At 70.6% G+C, this 15,551-nt stretch carries 13 protein-coding genes; 11 read left to right on the top strand and 2 right to left on the bottom strand.

What is annotated here, in order from left to right; genetic code table 11:
• The first annotated feature begins 50 nt into the window (after nt 1-50).
• Entirely contained in the window at nt 51-230 is a 180-nt protein-coding gene (locus tag ACFXGJ_RS01260; RefSeq protein WP_378615632.1) for a 4-oxalocrotonate tautomerase family protein, read from the top strand.
• A 10-nt stretch (nt 231-240) separates the two neighbouring features.
• On the opposite strand, the gene ACFXGJ_RS01255 is transcribed toward ACFXGJ_RS01260, so the two are convergent.
• Nucleotides 241-747, bottom strand: coding sequence for a MarR family winged helix-turn-helix transcriptional regulator (locus ACFXGJ_RS01255; protein ID WP_378615630.1), 507 nt, complete (start codon nt 745-747; stop codon nt 241-243).
• Between the two features lie 116 nt (nt 748-863).
• Here ACFXGJ_RS01255 and ACFXGJ_RS01250 point away from each other — a divergent pair, with 116 nt between their 5' ends.
• Nucleotides 864-1,646, top strand: a complete 783-nt coding sequence (locus tag ACFXGJ_RS01250) for a dioxygenase (RefSeq protein WP_378615628.1) — start codon at nt 864-866, stop codon at nt 1,644-1,646.
• Between the two features lie 3 nt (nt 1,647-1,649).
• Here the strand turns inward: ACFXGJ_RS01250 and ACFXGJ_RS01245 are convergent, their stop codons facing one another.
• Nucleotides 1,650-2,105, bottom strand: a complete 456-nt coding sequence (locus ACFXGJ_RS01245) for a peroxiredoxin (protein ID WP_378615626.1) — start codon at nt 2,103-2,105, stop codon at nt 1,650-1,652.
• Between the two features lie 139 nt (nt 2,106-2,244).
• Between ACFXGJ_RS01245 and ACFXGJ_RS01240 the strand changes: the two genes are divergently transcribed.
• The 9 genes from ACFXGJ_RS01240 (at nt 2,245) to ACFXGJ_RS01200 (ending at nt 15,506) form a co-directional block, all read left to right on the top strand.
• Nucleotides 2,245-3,819, top strand: coding sequence for an anthranilate synthase component I (locus ACFXGJ_RS01240; protein WP_378615624.1), 1,575 nt, complete (start codon nt 2,245-2,247; stop codon nt 3,817-3,819).
• Nucleotides 3,812-4,516, top strand: coding sequence for a TIGR02234 family membrane protein (locus ACFXGJ_RS01235; protein ID WP_378615622.1), 705 nt, complete (start codon nt 3,812-3,814; stop codon nt 4,514-4,516). Before ACFXGJ_RS01240 ends, ACFXGJ_RS01235 begins: the two co-directional genes overlap by 8 nt.
• 84 nt (nt 4,517-4,600) lie before the next feature.
• A complete protein-coding gene (trpC, locus tag ACFXGJ_RS01230) occupies nt 4,601-5,410 on the top strand; it encodes an indole-3-glycerol phosphate synthase TrpC (RefSeq protein WP_378615620.1) in 810 nt (269 codons plus the stop codon).
• Between the two features lie 115 nt (nt 5,411-5,525).
• Complete coding sequence (trpB, locus tag ACFXGJ_RS01225) at nt 5,526-6,785, top strand: tryptophan synthase subunit beta (protein ID WP_378615713.1); 1,260 nt, start codon at nt 5,526-5,528, stop codon at nt 6,783-6,785.
• On the top strand, nt 6,782-7,588 hold the full coding sequence (gene trpA, locus ACFXGJ_RS01220; protein ID WP_378615618.1) for a tryptophan synthase subunit alpha: 807 nt from the start codon (nt 6,782-6,784) through the stop codon (nt 7,586-7,588). Before trpB ends, trpA begins: the two co-directional genes overlap by 4 nt.
• A complete protein-coding gene (lgt, locus tag ACFXGJ_RS01215; RefSeq protein WP_378615616.1) occupies nt 7,585-8,580 on the top strand; it encodes a prolipoprotein diacylglyceryl transferase in 996 nt (331 codons plus the stop codon). The genes trpA and lgt overlap by 4 nt, the downstream gene beginning before the upstream one ends.
• A complete protein-coding gene (locus ACFXGJ_RS01210; protein ID WP_378615614.1) occupies nt 8,577-9,194 on the top strand; it encodes an NINE protein in 618 nt (205 codons plus the stop codon). Before lgt ends, ACFXGJ_RS01210 begins: the two co-directional genes overlap by 4 nt.
• 230 nt (nt 9,195-9,424) lie before the next feature.
• Nucleotides 9,425-14,008 carry a glutamate synthase large subunit gene (gene gltB, locus ACFXGJ_RS01205; RefSeq protein ID WP_378615612.1) on the top strand — a complete coding sequence of 1,528 codons (4,584 nt, stop codon included), beginning with the start codon at nt 9,425-9,427 and terminating at the stop codon, nt 14,006-14,008.
• Nucleotides 14,001-15,506, top strand: coding sequence for a glutamate synthase subunit beta (locus ACFXGJ_RS01200; protein WP_378615610.1), 1,506 nt, complete (start codon nt 14,001-14,003; stop codon nt 15,504-15,506). The genes gltB and ACFXGJ_RS01200 overlap by 8 nt, the downstream gene beginning before the upstream one ends.
• Nucleotides 15,507-15,551: the final 45 nt, after the last annotated feature.

Raw genomic sequence — 15,551 nt, 5'->3', positions numbered from 1 at the left:
CTCCCCGGTCGACGTCCCAGCGTCAATCGTCTGGTGGCACAGTGTTTTCCATGCCACTAATTCAGATCAGCCAGACGCCGGGGCTCACCATCGAGCAGAAGCGAGCCACCATCGAAGCCGTCACCAAGGCGTACGCGGAGGCGACGGGGAAGAACCCGGCCCAGGTGTGGGTCACGCTCACCGACGTCCCGCGCGAGAACTGGGGTGTCGGCGGCGTGCCGTTGGGGTGACGGCCGCCGCTCAGGCCTTGCCGGTGCCCTCGGCGATCGCCCGGTCGAGCTGGGTGACCATGGTCTTGCCGAGCGTGATGAGCTCGCGCACGTGATCGGCGTCCAAGCCGTCGAAGACGAGCGCCTGCACCGTCTCCACGTGCCCGGGCGCGGCGGCGACGACCTTGGCGTACCCGGCCGCGGTGAGGACCGCGAGCGATCCGCGGGCGCCGACGATGCTCTTGCGCCTGACCCAGCCGGCCTTCTCCATCTTCGTCACGACGTGCGACAGGCGCGACAGCGACGCGTTCGCCTGACCGGCGAGGACGCTGAGCTGCAGGCGCCGCTGCGGTGCCTCGGACAGGACCGCGAGCACGAAGTACTCGAAGTGGGTCAATCCCGAATCGCGCTGGAGTTGGGTGTCCAGCGCCGCGGGCAGGCGGGTCGTCAGGGCGACCAGTTCGCGCCAGGCGCGCTGCTGTTCGTCGCTGAGCCACCGAGTCGTCGGATCCCCCGAATCGTCCGAACTCACAGTCATCTGAACCCCCGTGTCGTGTGCACCACCGGGTCATGCTGTCACGTCACCCGGGAATACTTGCCGTCCGCCGCTGTTTGCTCCTATTGTAGTTGAAGCTTCAATCTAAAGGAGTCGAAATGACGGACCTCGCAATGCCGGCGCTGTACCTCAGCCACGGTGCACCGCCGCTCGTCGACGACGAGCTGTGGGTCTCCCAGCTCGCCCGGTGGTCCGCCGACCTGCCCCGTCCGACCGCGATCCTGGTCGTCTCCGCGCACTGGGAATCGGCGCCGCTCACCATCGGTTCCGTGACCACCGGCACCCCGCTGGTCTACGACTTCGGCGGATTCGATCGCAAGTACTACCAGGTGACCTACCGCTCGCCCGGGGCGCCGGAGCTGGCGCAGCAGGTCGCCGCACTCATGCCGGACAACGAGCCCGTCGTCCACCAGCCCGACCGCGGACTCGACCACGGTGCGTACGTACCGCTGACCGTGATGTACCCGAACGCCGACATCCCCGTGCTGCAGATCTCGATGCCGACCCTCGACCCGGAGCGATTGCTGCACCTCGGCGAACGACTGCGGCCGCTGCGCGAACAGGGTGTGCTTATCGTCGGATCCGGGTTCGCCACGCACGGGCTGCCGTTCCTGCGGGACTGGACGCCCAACGCCACCGCGCCGGGCTGGTCCGCGGATTTCGACGCCTGGGCCGCCGAACGAATCGCCGCGGCCGACGTCGACGCGCTGATCGACTTCCGTGCCAAGGCCCCCGGCATGCCCTACGCGCACCCCACGATCGAGCACTTCGCGCCGCTGTTCGTCACGCTCGGCGCGTCCAGCGAACCCGGGCAGGTGCCCCAGCAGGTGATCGACGGATTCTGGATGGGCCTGGCGAAGCGCTCGCTCCAGGTCGCGTAGGCGTCAGCGCTCGCGCAGGAACTCGAGCGCCTGGTCGGCATGCGTGTTCGCGCGCAGTTCGCTGGCGATCACCTTGAGGACGGTCCGGTCGGTGCCGATGACGAAGGTGGTGCGCTTGACCGGCGACAGCTTCGACAGCAGCCCGCGCCGCACCCCGAACTGCTCGGCGACCGCGCCCGACTCGTCGGACAGCAGTGGATAGTCGAACGACTTCGCGGCGGCGAACGAGGCCTGCTTGTCGACCTTGTCGGTGGAGATGCCCGCCCGTGAGGCGCCCACCGCCGCGAACTCCGAGGCCAGGTCGCGGAAGTGGCAGGCCTCCGCGGTGCACACCGGAGTGAACGCCGCCGGGTAGAAGAACAGCACCAACGGACCGTCGGCGACGAGTTCGCTCAGCGTCCGGACCGTGCCGTCCTGGTCGGGAAGCGAGAAGTCGGGAGCGAGCTGACCGGTTTCCATTGCGACGAGGCTACCGGCCGTCGTGCCACAGCACCCGGTCGCTGCGCAGGCTCCGCTCCTGTGCACCCGGTCGCTGCGCAGGCTCCGCTCCTGTGCACCCGGTCGCTGCGCAGGCTCCGCTCCTGGGATGATGGGTGCCATGTCCGGCGAGTCAACCTCCGTCCCCTCCGCAACCGCTGTCGTCGACGCGAGCGAGTCCACCACCACCAGGGAACAGTTCCGCTCCCTGGCGGCCGACCATCGCGTCGTCCCGGTGACCCGAAAGGTGTTGGCGGACTCAGAGACTCCGCTCTCGGCGTATCGGAAGCTGGCGGCCGACCGGCCGGGAACCTTCCTGCTCGAGTCGGCCGAGAACGGCCGGTCCTGGTCGCGATGGTCGTTCATCGGCGCCGGCAGCCCGGCCGCGCTCACGGTCGTGGACGGCGAGGCCGGCTGGCAGGGCAACGTCCCCGCAGGCGTCCCCGCGGGTGGCGACCCGATTCAGGCGCTCGGGCAGACCCTCGAACTTCTGCGCAGCGAGCGACTGCCCGACCTGCCGCCGCTCACCGGCGGCATGGTCGGGTTCATGGGCTACGACATCGTGCGCAGGCTCGAACGACTGCCCAGCAACGCGGTCGACGACCTGCAGGTCCCCGAGATGGTGATGCTGCTGGCCACCGACCTGGCCGCCGTCGACCACCACGAGGGCGCGATCACCCTGATCGCGAACGCGGTCAACTGGAACGGCACCGACGAGCACGTCGACGAGGCGTACGACGACGCCGTCGCCCGCCTCGACGCCATGACCGCGGCCTTGAGTGCGTCGTCGCCGTCCACGGTGTCCACCTTCGGCAAGCCGGCACCCGAGTACCGGCGTCAGCGCACCACCGAGTCGTTCGGTGCCGACGTGCGCACGCTGATCGGCGAGATCGAGGCCGGCGAAGCATTTCAGGTGGTGCTCTCGCAGCGGTTCGAGATGGACACCGACGCGCACCCGTTCGACATCTACCGGATGCTGCGCGCATCCAACCCGAGCCCGTACATGTACCTGGTCAACGTCCCTGACGGCCACGGCGGGATCGCATTCACCATCGTCGGGTCGAGCCCCGAGTCGCTGGTCACGGTCAAGGAGGGGGTCGCGACCACCCACCCGATCGCGGGCACCCGCTGGCGCGGGGCCAGCGAGGAGGACGACCTGCTGCTCGAGAAGGACCTGATCGCGGACGAGAAGGAGAACTCCGAGCACCTGATGCTGGTGGACCTCGGGCGCAACGACCTCGGCCGGGTCTGCGAGCCGGGCACCGTCAAGGTGCACGACTACCGGCACGTCGAGCGCTACAGCCACGTCATGCATCTGGTCTCCACGGTCACCGGGCGGCTCGCGGAGGGCAGGCACGCGCTCGACGCGGTCACCGCGTGCTTCCCCGCCGGCACCCTCTCCGGCGCGCCGAAGGTTCGGGCCATGGAACTGATCGACGAACTCGAACCGACCCGGCGCGGCATCTACGGCGGCATCGTCGGGTACCTCGACTTCGCCGGTGACGCCGACACCGCCATCGCCATCCGGTCCGCACTGGTCAAGGACGGCACCGCCTACGTGCAGGCGGGCGCCGGGATCGTCGCGGACTCGGACCCCGTGTACGAGGACACCGAGGCGCGTAACAAGGCCATGGCGGTGCTCAGCGCGATCGCGGCGGCGGGCACGCTCAGGACCCTGGGAGGTGCCGATGAGTGAGGGGACGCCCACCGGCGACGCCGCCGCCCCGCCCGCCCGACGGTCCGCGCGGGCCGCGGCGCTGCCCGCCCTGCTGCTCGCGGCCGCCGCGCTGTGCCTGTGGGCGTCCTCCCGGATGACGTGGGTGCGGGTGGACTCCTTCGACGGGCTCGGCGACGCGCGCAGCACCGCGCTCATCGGCGGTACCTGGGCGGCCGCGACCACTCCGCTCGCGCTGACGCTGCTCGCGGCGATCGCGGCCTCGTTCGCCGTGCGGGGCTGGGCGCTGCGGGTGGTGGGTGTGCTGGTCGCGGCGGTGGCGGTCGCCGCGGCGATTCCCGCGGTGACGCTGCTGATCGAGGGTGCCGACAACGACAAGGCCGGACGGCTCGCCGAGTTGCCGGCCCGCGCCGAGGTCACCGGCACCGCGACGCACCCCGCGCCGGCGGTCCTGGCCCTGCTGGGTGCGGTGTTCGCGCTGGCGGCCGCGGTGGCGCTGGTCCGGAAGGCGTCGGTCAGCGCCGGGTTGTCGTCGAAGTACGCGGCGCCGGCCGCTCGTCGCGAGGAGGCGAGCAAGCGCGGCAGCGCAAGCTCCGGGGAACCGCAGAGCCAACGAGAGCTCTGGGATGCGCTCGACGCGGGGGAGGACCCCACCGAGGAGCAGTCGCCGGACCAGGCAAACCCCGGCGACGCCGGTGACACAGACACCCGGCGTTAGTCAAGACCGGGGCGCCCTCTACGCTTTACGAATCCGATGAGGTTCCTCACATCGGCCGCCAGCCCAGAAAGGACTCGGGACGCGATGACTGTTCTCGATTCGATTCTCGACGGGGTCCGCGCCGACGTCGCCGCCCGCGAATCCGTGGTCGACTTCGCCGCCGTCAAGGCCGCGGCCGCCGCCGCTCCCGCTGCACTCGACGCCGCTGCGGCGTTGCGCTCCCCGGGTATCGGCGTGATCGCCGAGGTCAAGCGTGCGAGCCCGTCCAAGGGCGAGCTCTCCGCCATCGCGGACCCGGCCGAACTCGCCCTCGCCTACGAGCAGGGCGGGGCGCGCGTGATCAGCGTCCTCACCGAGGAGCGCCGCTTCCACGGTTCGTTGGCCGACCTCGACGCGGTGCGTGCCGCTGTCCGAATCCCGGTGCTGCGCAAGGACTTCATCGTCGGTCCGTACCAGATCCACGAGGCCCGTGCGCACGGTGCCGACGTGATCCTGCTGATCGTCGCGGCCCTCGAGCAGAACACCCTGAGCTCGCTGCTCGACCGCACCGAGTCGCTCGGCATGACCGCCCTGGTGGAGGTGCACACCGAGGAGGAGGCGAACCGTGCGCTCGAGGCCGGCGCCAGCGTGATCGGCATCAACGCCCGCAACCTCAAGACCCTCGAGGTGGACCGCGACACCTTCGGCCGGATCGCGCCGGGACTGCCGACCAACGTCGTGAAGATCGCCGAGTCGGGCGTGCGGGGGACCGCCGACCTGCTCGCCTACGCGGGTGCGGGCGCCGACGCGGTACTCGTCGGTGAGGGGCTGGTCACCAGCGGCGATCCGCGCACGGCCGTCAAGGATCTCGTCGCGGCCGGGGCGCATCCGTCCTGCCCGAAGCCCGCTCGCTGACCCGTCCGCCTGCGGTCGGACCCGAGGTGCGTCCGACCGCGGCGACTAAGGCAGACTGGTACAGGTGAGCACAGACGATCCCGTACTTTCCGCCAAAGGCCGCGGCCTTCCCCGCATGAGCGCGGGCGTCACCGAGCGCAGCGCCCACGAGCCCGACCAGGGCGGCCACTTCGGTGTCTACGGCGGCCGGTATGTTCCCGAGGCGCTGATGGCGGTGATCGAGGAGGTCACGGCCGAGTACGACAAGGCCCGCGGAGACGACGCCTTCCTCGCCGAACTCGACCGCCTGCAGCGCGACTACACAGGCCGTCCGTCGCCGGTGTACGAGGCCACCCGGCTGAGTGAGTTCGCCGGCGGCGCGCGACTGCTGCTCAAGCGGGAAGACCTGAACCACACGGGTTCTCACAAGATCAACAACGTTCTCGGTCAGGCGTTGCTCGCCAAGCGGATGGGCAAGACCCGGGTGATCGCGGAGACCGGGGCCGGCCAGCACGGCGTCGCCACCGCCACCGCCTGCGCGCTGCTCGGCCTCGAATGTGTCGTGTACATGGGCGAAGTCGACACCAAGCGGCAGGCGCTCAACGTCGCGCGGATGCGGCTGCTCGGCGCCGAGGTGATCCCCGCGATCACCGGGTCGGCGACCCTCAAGGACGCCATCAACGAGGCGCTGCGCGACTGGGTCACCAACGCGCACAACACCTATTACTGCTTCGGCACGGCGGCCGGCCCGCATCCGTTCCCGGTGATGGTGCGCGACTTCCAGCGCATCATCGGGCTCGAGGCGAGGGCACAGGTGCTCGCGCACACCGGCAGGCTGCCCGACGCGGTCGCGGCCTGCGTCGGTGGCGGCTCCAACGCCATCGGGATCTTCCACGCCTTCATCGACGACCCGTCGGTGCGTCTGGTGGGCCTCGAGGCCGGCGGTGACGGCGTCGAGACCGGTAGGCACGCCGCGACCATCGGGGGCGGCACGCCGGGCGCACTGCACGGCGCCTACTCGTACCTGCTGCAGGACGAGGACGGCCAGACCATCGAGTCCCACTCGATCTCCGCCGGCCTCGACTACCCGGGTGTCGGTCCCGAGCACTCGCACCTCAAGGACATCGGCCGCGCCGAGTACCGGGCAGTGACCGACACCGAGGCGATGGACGCGCTCGCCCTGCTCAGCCGCCGCGAGGGCATCATCCCGGCGATCGAGTCCGCGCACGCGCTCGCCGGCGCGCTGAAGCTCGGCCAGGAGCTCGGTGAGGGCGCGATCGTGCTGGTGAACATCTCCGGTCGCGGTGACAAGGACGTCGACACCGCCGCGAAGTGGTTCGGCCTCTTCCCCGACGACGACACCGATGCCACTGCTACGGAGGTAGCCTCGAAATGAGTGAACAGCAGCAGTCCCGGCTGGGCGACCTCTTCGCGCAGTGCCGGGCGGAGAACCGGGCCGCGCTGGTCGGCTACCTGCCCGCCGGGTACCCCGACCTGCCCCGGTCGATCGAGGCGTTCGAGACGCTGGTCGAGGCCGGGTGCGACCTGATCGAGGTCGGCATCCCGTACAGCGATCCGGTGATGGACGGCCCGACCATCCAGGCCGCCGCCGACGAGGCGCTGACCGCGGGCTTCCGCGTGCGGGACGTGTTCACCGTCGTCGAGGCCATCTCGAAGGCGGGCGGCAAGGCGGTCGTGATGACCTACTGGAACCTCGTCCTCAAGTACGGCATCGACAACTTCGCGCGTGACCTCGCCGCCGCCGGCGGCCTCGGCATCATCACCCCGGACCTGATCCCCGACGAGGCCGCCGAGTGGATCGCCGCGTCCGACAAGCACGGCCTGGACCGGATCTTCCTGGTCGCGCCGTCCTCGACCGCCGAGCGCCTCGCGATGACCGTCGACTCGTGCCGCGGTTTCGTTTACGCGACGTCGACGATGGGCGTCACCGGCGCCCGCGCGGCCGTGTCCAACATGGCGCCGGAACTGGTCGCCCGGGTGCGCACGCACTCCGACATCCCGGTCGGCGTCGGCCTTGGCGTCAAGTCGGGCGCACAGGCCGCCGAGATCGGTGCCTACGCGGACGCCGTCATCGTGGGATCCGCACTGGTCACCGCCGTCGCCGAGGGCCCGGAGGCGTTGCGGGCGATCACCACCGAACTCGCCGCCGGAGTCCGCTCGGCTACCGTGGCGTCGTGACCCCGACTGCCGACATCCTGGCGTACATTCCGAGCCCGCCGCAGGGCGTGTGGAGCATCGGCCCGGTCCCGCTGCGCGCCTACGCCTTCTTCATCATCGTCGGCATCGTCGTGGCCATCGTGTGGGGCGACCGCCGGTGGGTCGCGCGCGGTGGGGAGAAGGGCACGGTCCTCGACGTCGCGATCTGGGCGGTCCCGTTCGGCCTGATCGGCGGCCGGCTCTACCACGTGGCCACCGACTGGACCACCTACTTCGGCGAGGGCGGGCATCCCGCCGACGCGTTGAAGATCTGGCAGGGCGGCCTCGGCATCTGGGGGGCGGTGCTGCTCGGCGGCGTCGGTGCCTGGATCGGCTGCCGCCGGCTCGGGGTGTCGGTGGCGGCCCTCGGCGACGCGATCGCGCCCGCGATCCTGCTGGCCCAGGCGATCGGGCGCATCGGCAACTACTTCAACCAGGAGCTCTACGGCCGCGAGACGACGGTGCCGTGGGGACTCGAGATCTACGAGCGGGTCAACTCCGCGGGCCGCGTCGACATGCTGAACGGCACCTCGACCGGGGTGGTCGAGCGGGTCGTGCACCCGACCTTCCTGTACGAGCTGGTCTGGAACCTGTTGATCGTCGTGCTGCTGGTCTGGGTGGACCGGCGATTCCGGATCGGGCACGGACGCCTGTTCGCGCTGTACGTCGCCGGTTACTGCGTCGGCCGGTTCGTCGTCGAGCTCCTGCGCGACGACCACGCGACGCACATCGCCGGGATCCGGATCAACGTGTTCACCTCGGTGATCGTGTTCGTCTGCGCGGTCGCCTACTTCCTGCTCGCGAAGAAGGGCCGGGAGACGCCCGCCGAACTGCGGATCGGGAAGGCCCGCGAGACGTACCTGGCGGAGCATCCGGCGGACCCGCTGCCCGCCGACGTGGCGGAGCCCGCCGTGGCGACGCCCGACCCGGGGACGCCGAACAAGGGCACCACCGAACAGGGGGACAACACGTGACCGGACCTACCGACGACTGGCAGAAGCGGATCGAGAACGGTCTGCCGTTCGAGCCGACCGCCGACGAGCACGCCACGGGCTCCCCGAACGCCGGGTATCCGCAGGCCTCCGGTCCGGTGTACGGGTCGCCCGGCAGCGGCCCGGTTTATCCACCGCCTCCGTCGGGCGACGCGGCAGCGGGTGCCGGGCAGCCCTACGGCACCCCGCAGTTCCCGCCGCCCCAGCCGTACGGTGCGCAGCCCGGCTACCCGTCGCAGTACCCGCAGCAGTTCGCGGCGACGCCCGGATACGGCTACCCGGGCGCGGACCCGGGCGCACCGTTCGGCCGAGACCCGCTGACGGGCGAGCCGATGTCGGACAAGTCGAAGACGACGGCGGGACTGCTGCAGATGCTGCTGCCGTTGGTCGGCGTCTGCGGCGTGGGTCGTCTCTACACCGGCAGCACCGGCATCGGGCTCGCTCAGCTGCTCGGTTTCTGGTTCGGGCTGTTCGCCACCTTCCTGCTGATCGGATTCGTCATCTTCCCGGTGATCTGGGTGTGGTCATTCGTGGACGGGATCATCATGCTGTCGGGCGGCGTCCGGGACGGTCAGGGCCGCCCGCTCCGGAGCTGATCCGCGGCCGAGTCTCGACCCTATTCTTCGGCGTAACCCCTGCTAGACTGTGCGCACCCGAGTGTGACGCTCGGAAATCCCTTCGGGCAGAGTCGTCCCGGTGCCCCCGAAGTAGCACTTCCGCGGACACCCGGTGAGGCAGTCGGCGGATCTCGTTACCTCGAGGTTCCCGGAACAGTGCCCGAGCGCGCCACACCGGCGGCATTCCGTGCCGACGTGGAGGTGCCCAGGTGCTGTTCTCCCAGTTGCCCGAGCCGCAGGGCCTGTACGACGCCGCGCAGGAGTCCGATTCCTGCGGAGTCGCGATGGTCGCCGACATCCACGGCCGTCGTTCGCACGGCATCGTCGCCGACGGACTGCTCGCCTTGGAGAACCTCGAGCACCGCGGGGCGGCCGGGGCGGAGCCGAACAGTGGCGACGGCGCCGGAATCCTGTTGCAGTTGCCGCTCGACCTGCTCGCCGACGTCGCCGGGTTCGCGCTGCCCGCCCCGACGGCGGAGGGCGCGAACGCCTTCGCCGCGGGCATCTGCTTCCTGCCGCAGGACGAGGCGACCCGGTCGGCCGCGGTGGCCCGCATCCATGCGATCGCCGCCGAGGAGGGACTCGAGGTGCTCGGCTGGCGGGACGTGCCGGTCGATCCCGACGGAGCGGACATCGGGACCGCGGCCCGAGACTGTATGCCGCACATGAGGCAGCTGTTCGTCGCGGCAACGCCGGGGCCCGCCGGGCGGCCCGCCGGACTCGACCTCGACAGGCTCGTCTACGCCCTGCGCAAGCGCGCCGAACAGTCCACCGCCGAGGTGGAGGCGGAGGGCAGCGGGGTGTACTTCCCGTCGCTGTCGAGCCGGACCATCGTCTACAAGGGCATGCTGACCACCACCCAGCTGTCGGCGTTCTTCCCGGACCTGCGAGACGAGCGGTGCGCGAGCGCGATCGCGATCGTGCACAGCCGCTTCTCGACCAACACCTTCCCGTCCTGGCCACTGGCACACCCGTTCCGGTACGTCGCGCACAACGGCGAGATCAACACCGTGCGCGGCAACCGGAACCGGATGCGCGCCCGCGAGGCGATGCTGGCGAGCGACCTCATCCCCGGCGACCTGCGCCGGCTCTACCCGATCTGCACGCCCGAGGCCTCCGACTCCGCGTCCTTCGACGAGGTGCTCGAGCTGCTGCACCTCGGCGGCCGCGGCATCGCCCACGCGGTGATGATGATGGTGCCCGAGGCGTGGGAGAACGACGACGCGATGGCCCCCGAGCGGCGCGCCTTCTACCGCTACCACGCCTCGTTGATGGAGCCGTGGGACGGACCGGCGTGTGTGACGTTCACCGACGGCACCCAGGTGGGTGCGGTGCTCGATCGCAACGGCCTCCGCCCGGGCCGCTGGTGGCAGACCGTCGACGGCCGGGTGATTCTCGCCAGCGAGTCCGGTGTCCTGGACGTGCCGCAGTCGCAGGTGCTCGCGAAGGGCAGGCTCGAGCCGGGCCGGATGTTCCTGGTCGACACCGCGGCGGGGCGGGTGGTGCCCGACGCCGAGGTCAAGATGTCGCTGGCCATCGAGCGGCCCTACGACGAGTGGCTGCACGCGGGCCTGCTCGGGCTCGGGGAACTGTCCCAGCGCGCGCCGGTCGCGCACCCGCACGAGAGCGTGGTGCGCCGCCAGGTCGCGTTCGGCTACACCGAGGAGGATCTGCGGATCCTGCTCGCGCCGATGGCCGCCCGGAGCGGGGAACCGTTGGGCTCCATGGGAACCGACACCCCGGTCGCGGTGCTCTCCCAGCGGTCTCGGCTGCTCTACGACTACTTTGTGGAGCTCTTCGCGCAGGTGACCAACCCGCCGCTCGACGCCATCCGGGAGGAGGTCGTCACCTCGCTCACTCGGGTGATGGGGCCGGAACAGAACCTGCTCGCACCGACCGCCGCCTCGTGCCGGCAGATCGTGTTGCCGTGGCCGGTCCTGGACAACATCGAGCTGAGCAAGATCATCCACATCAACGACGACGGAGACCTGCCGGGCTTCGCGGCGACGGTGTTGCGGGCCCGCTACGACGTCGAGCGCGGCGGCGTGGGCATGGCCGAGGCGATCGAGGACCTGCGCGCCCGCGCCAGCGAGGCGATCGCCGCCGGCAGCCGCATCCTGGTGCTCTCCGACCGGGACTCCGATCACGCGTACGCGCCGATCCCGTCGCTGCTCACGGTCTCGGCGGTGCACCACCACCTGGTGCGCACCAAGGAGCGCACCAAGGTCGCCCTGGTCGTCGAATCGGGTGACGCGCGCGAGGTGCACCACCTCGCCCTGCTGATCGGCTTCGGCGCGGCAGCGGTCAACCCGTACCTGGCGATGGAGTCGATCGAGGACCTGGTCAGCGAGGGGGAGTTGACCGGCGTCGAACCGGCGATCGCGGTCCGCAACTACCTGACCGGCCTCGGCAAGGGCGTACTCAAGGTGATGTCGAAGATGGGCATCTCGACCGTCGGCTCCTACACCGCCGCGCAGGTGTTCGAGGCGATCGGTCTCGACCGGGACCTGGTCCACGAGTACTTCCGCGGGACGGTCAGCAAGCTCGGCGGCGTCGGGCTCGACGTGCTGGCACGGGAGGTGCGGATCCGGCACCGGCTCGCCTACCCCGACAACCCGACCGACCGGGTGCACCGGCGCCTCGACGTGGGCGGCGAGTACCAGTTCCGCCGCGAGGGCGAGTTGCACGTGTTCACCCCGGAGACGGTGTTCCTGCTCCAGCACGCGACCCGCACCGGCAAGCACGAGGTGTTCGCGCGCTACAGCGAGGAGGTGAACCGGCTCGCGGCCGAGGGCGGGGCGCTGCGCGGGCTGTTCCGGTTCCGTGACGGCCTGCGCCCGCCGGTCCCGCTGGACGAGGTGGAGCCGGTCGAGTCCATCGTGACCCGGTTCAACACCGGCGCCATGAGCTACGGGTCCATCTCGGCGGAGGCGCACGAGGCGATGGCGATCGCCATGAACAACCTTGGCGGGCGGTCGAACTCGGGGGAGGGAGGCGAGGATGCCGACCGGCTGTACGACGCGCGCCGGCGGAGCGCGGTCAAGCAGGTGGCCAGCGGTCGCTTCGGCGTCACCAGCGACTACCTGATCAACGCCAGCGACATCCAGATCAAGATGGCGCAGGGCGCCAAGCCGGGGGAGGGCGGCCAGCTGCCCGCGTTCAAGGTCTACCCGTGGGTGGCCAAGACCAGGCACTCCACGCCGGGGGTCGGCCTGATCTCGCCGCCGCCGCACCACGACATCTACTCGATCGAGGACCTCGCCCAGCTGATCCACGACCTGAAGAACGCCAACGAGCAGGCCCGGGTGCACGTCAAACTGGTCAGCTCGGTGGGGGTGGGCACGGTCGCGGCCGGGGTGAGCAAGGCCCACGCCGACGTGGTGCTCATCTCGGGGCACGACGGCGGCACCGGCGCGTCCCCGCTGACGTCGCTCAAGCACGCGGGCGCTCCCTGGGAGATCGGGCTCGCCGACGCCCAGCAGACGTTGGTGCTCAACGGACTCCGCGACCGCATCACCGTGCAGTGCGACGGTGGCATGCGAACCGGACGGGACGTGATGGTCGCGACGCTGCTCGGGGCCGAGGAGTTCGGCTTCTCCACCGCGCCGCTGGTGGTCGCCGGCTGCATCATGATGCGGGTCTGCCACCTCGACACCTGCCCGGTGGGCGTCGCCACCCAGAATCCGGTGCTGCGCAAGCGGTTCACGGGCAAGCCGGAATTCGTGGAGGAGTTCTTCCGTTTCGTCGCCGAGGACGTCCGCGGGTATCTGGCCGAGCTCGGTTTCCGCAGCGTCGACGAGGCGGTCGGGCACGCCGACGCGCTGGAGACGGCGGAGGGCGTGGCGCACTGGAAGGCCCGCGGTCTGGACCTGTCGTCGATCTTCGTGATGCCGACCGACCGCGCCGGCAACCGGCTGTCGCAGCGACGTCGCCGGCGCGACCAGGACCACGGCCTGAGCCTGGCTTTGGACCGCAGCCTGATCCAGCTCGCGGAGGGGGCGCTCGAGGACTCCCACCCGGTGCGCCTGGAGTTGCCCGTACGCAATGTCAACCGCACCGTCGGCACGTTGCTCGGCGCCGAGGTGACCCGCCGCTACGGCGCGGCCGGACTGCCCGACGACACCATCCGGGTCCAGCTGACCGGGTCGGCCGGGCAGTCGCTCGGGGCGTTCCTGCCGCCGGGAATCACGATCGAGATGATCGGTGATGCGAACGACTATGTCGGCAAGGGTCTTTCGGGTGGACGTATCGTCGTCCGACCCGCGTCCGACGCGCTGTTCGAGGCGGAGGAACAGGTGATCGCCGGGAACACCCTCCTCTACGGGGCCACCTCGGGTGAGGTCTTCCTGCGGGGACAGGTCGGGGAGCGTTTCGCGGTTCGCAACTCCGGCGCCGTCGCGGTGGTGGAGGGGGTCGGTGACCACGCGTGCGAGTACATGACCGGTGGTCGCGTCGTGGTGCTCGGACCGATCGGTCGCAACCTGGCGGCGGGCATGTCCGGCGGCATCGCCTACGTGCTCGACCTGGACCCGGCGAACGTGAACACCGCGATGGTGACGCTGCAGCGCCCGGACCCCGACGACCTGGCCTGGTTGCGCGAGGTCGTCACCGCGCACCGGGACCGGACCGGGTCGCCCGTCGCGGCGTCGGTGCTCGCCGACTGGCCGCGGCGCAGTGCGTTGCTGACCAAGGTCATGCCCACCGACTACCAGCGGGTGCTCGACGCGACCCGGATGGCGCGTGCCGAGGGGCGCGACGTCGACGCGGCGATCATGGAGGCGGCACGTGGCTGATCCCCAGGGCTTCTTGAACGTCCGCAAGAAGGAGGCGCCCAAGCGGCCGGTCGCCGAACGGGTGCGCGACTGGCACGAGGTGGCCGCGCCGCAGTCGGCGGCGGAACGGGCCCGCGAGGTCGCCGAGCAGGCGACGCGCTGCATGGACTGCGGAATCCCGTTCTGTCACTCGGGGTCCGCGGGCTGCCCGCTGGGCAATCTGATCCCGGAGTGGAACGACCTGGTCCGGCGGGACCGGTGGACGGCGGCGGGTGACCGTCTGCACGCGACCAACAACTTCCCGGAGTTCACCGGCCGGGTGTGCCCGGCACCGTGTGAGGCGGCGTGCGTGCTCTCGATCGCCGAGAACGACACCGGCGGCGCGGTGACGATCAAGCGGATCGAGCAGGCGATCGCCGATGCGGCCTGGGAGGGCGGCACGGTGTCGGCGCAGCTGGCGACGATCAGCACCGGAAAGTCCGTCGCGGTGGTGGGTTCCGGGCCGGCGGGCCTGGCGGCGGCCCAGCAGTTGACCCGGGCGGGCCACGACGTCACCGTCTTCGAACGTGACGACCGGCTCGGTGGGTTGCTGCGTTACGGCATTCCCGAGTTCAAGCTCGAGAAGGCGGTCGTGGAGCGGCGCCTGGGTCAGATGCGAGCCGAGGGAACGCATTTCGTCACCGACTGCGAGGTCGGCGTCGACGTCACGGTGGAGCAGCTGCGGGCCCAGTTCGACGCCGTGGTGGTCGCGGTGGGGGCACTGCGGGCGCGCGACAACGCGACCGTGCAGGGCCGTGAGCTGGCAGGGATACACCTCGCGATGGAGCATCTCGTGCTCTCCAACAAGGAATGCGAGGGCGACGGCGCCACCACGGTCACGGCGAGGGGCAAGCACGTGGTGATCATCGGCGGCGGTGACACCGGGGCGGACTGCCTCGGCACCGCGCACCGGCAGGGTGCACTGTCGGTGACCCAGCTCGACTACCACCCTGAGCTGCCGACCGCTCGCGACGACGAGCGCTCGCCCTGGCCGTCGTGGCCGATGGTGCTGCGCACTTCGCCGGCACATGCGGAGGGTGGAGTGCGCCGGTACGAGGTTGCGGTACAACGGTTCCTGGGCGACGAGGACGGACACGTCCGCTCGATGGTGCTGGCGGAGGTGACGGTCACTCGCGACGCCGACGGCCGCAGGCACGTGACTCCGGTCGGCGAGGAGGTCGAGTTGCCTTGTGACATGGCACTGTTGGCGATCGGATTCGAGGGAGTCGAGTACAGCAGGCTGCTCGACGATCTCGAGCTCACCCTCACCGGGCGTGGCACGCTCTCCTGCGGTCCCGACTGGCAGACCAGCGCGCCGGGCGTGTTCGTGTGCGGGGATGCGCACCGCGGGGCGTCGCTGGTGGTGTGGGCGATCGCCGAGGGCCGCGCGGCCGCGCACGGTGTCGACGCGTTCCTGACCGGGCACTCGGATCTGCCGTCGCCCGTGCATCCGACGGCGCTTCCGCTCGAGGTTCTCTGACCAGCAGGTGACGCATCAGTTAACGGTTTCCGGTGTTCATTTCGT

Origin of the sequence: Rhodococcus sp. NPDC059234 (assembly GCF_042754225.1) — a bacterium.
Lineage (GTDB): Bacteria > Actinomycetota > Actinomycetes > Mycobacteriales > Mycobacteriaceae > Rhodococcus_G.
Note: the sequence above shows the minus strand (reverse complement) of the source record. Positions and strands in the feature narration are given on the sequence as shown.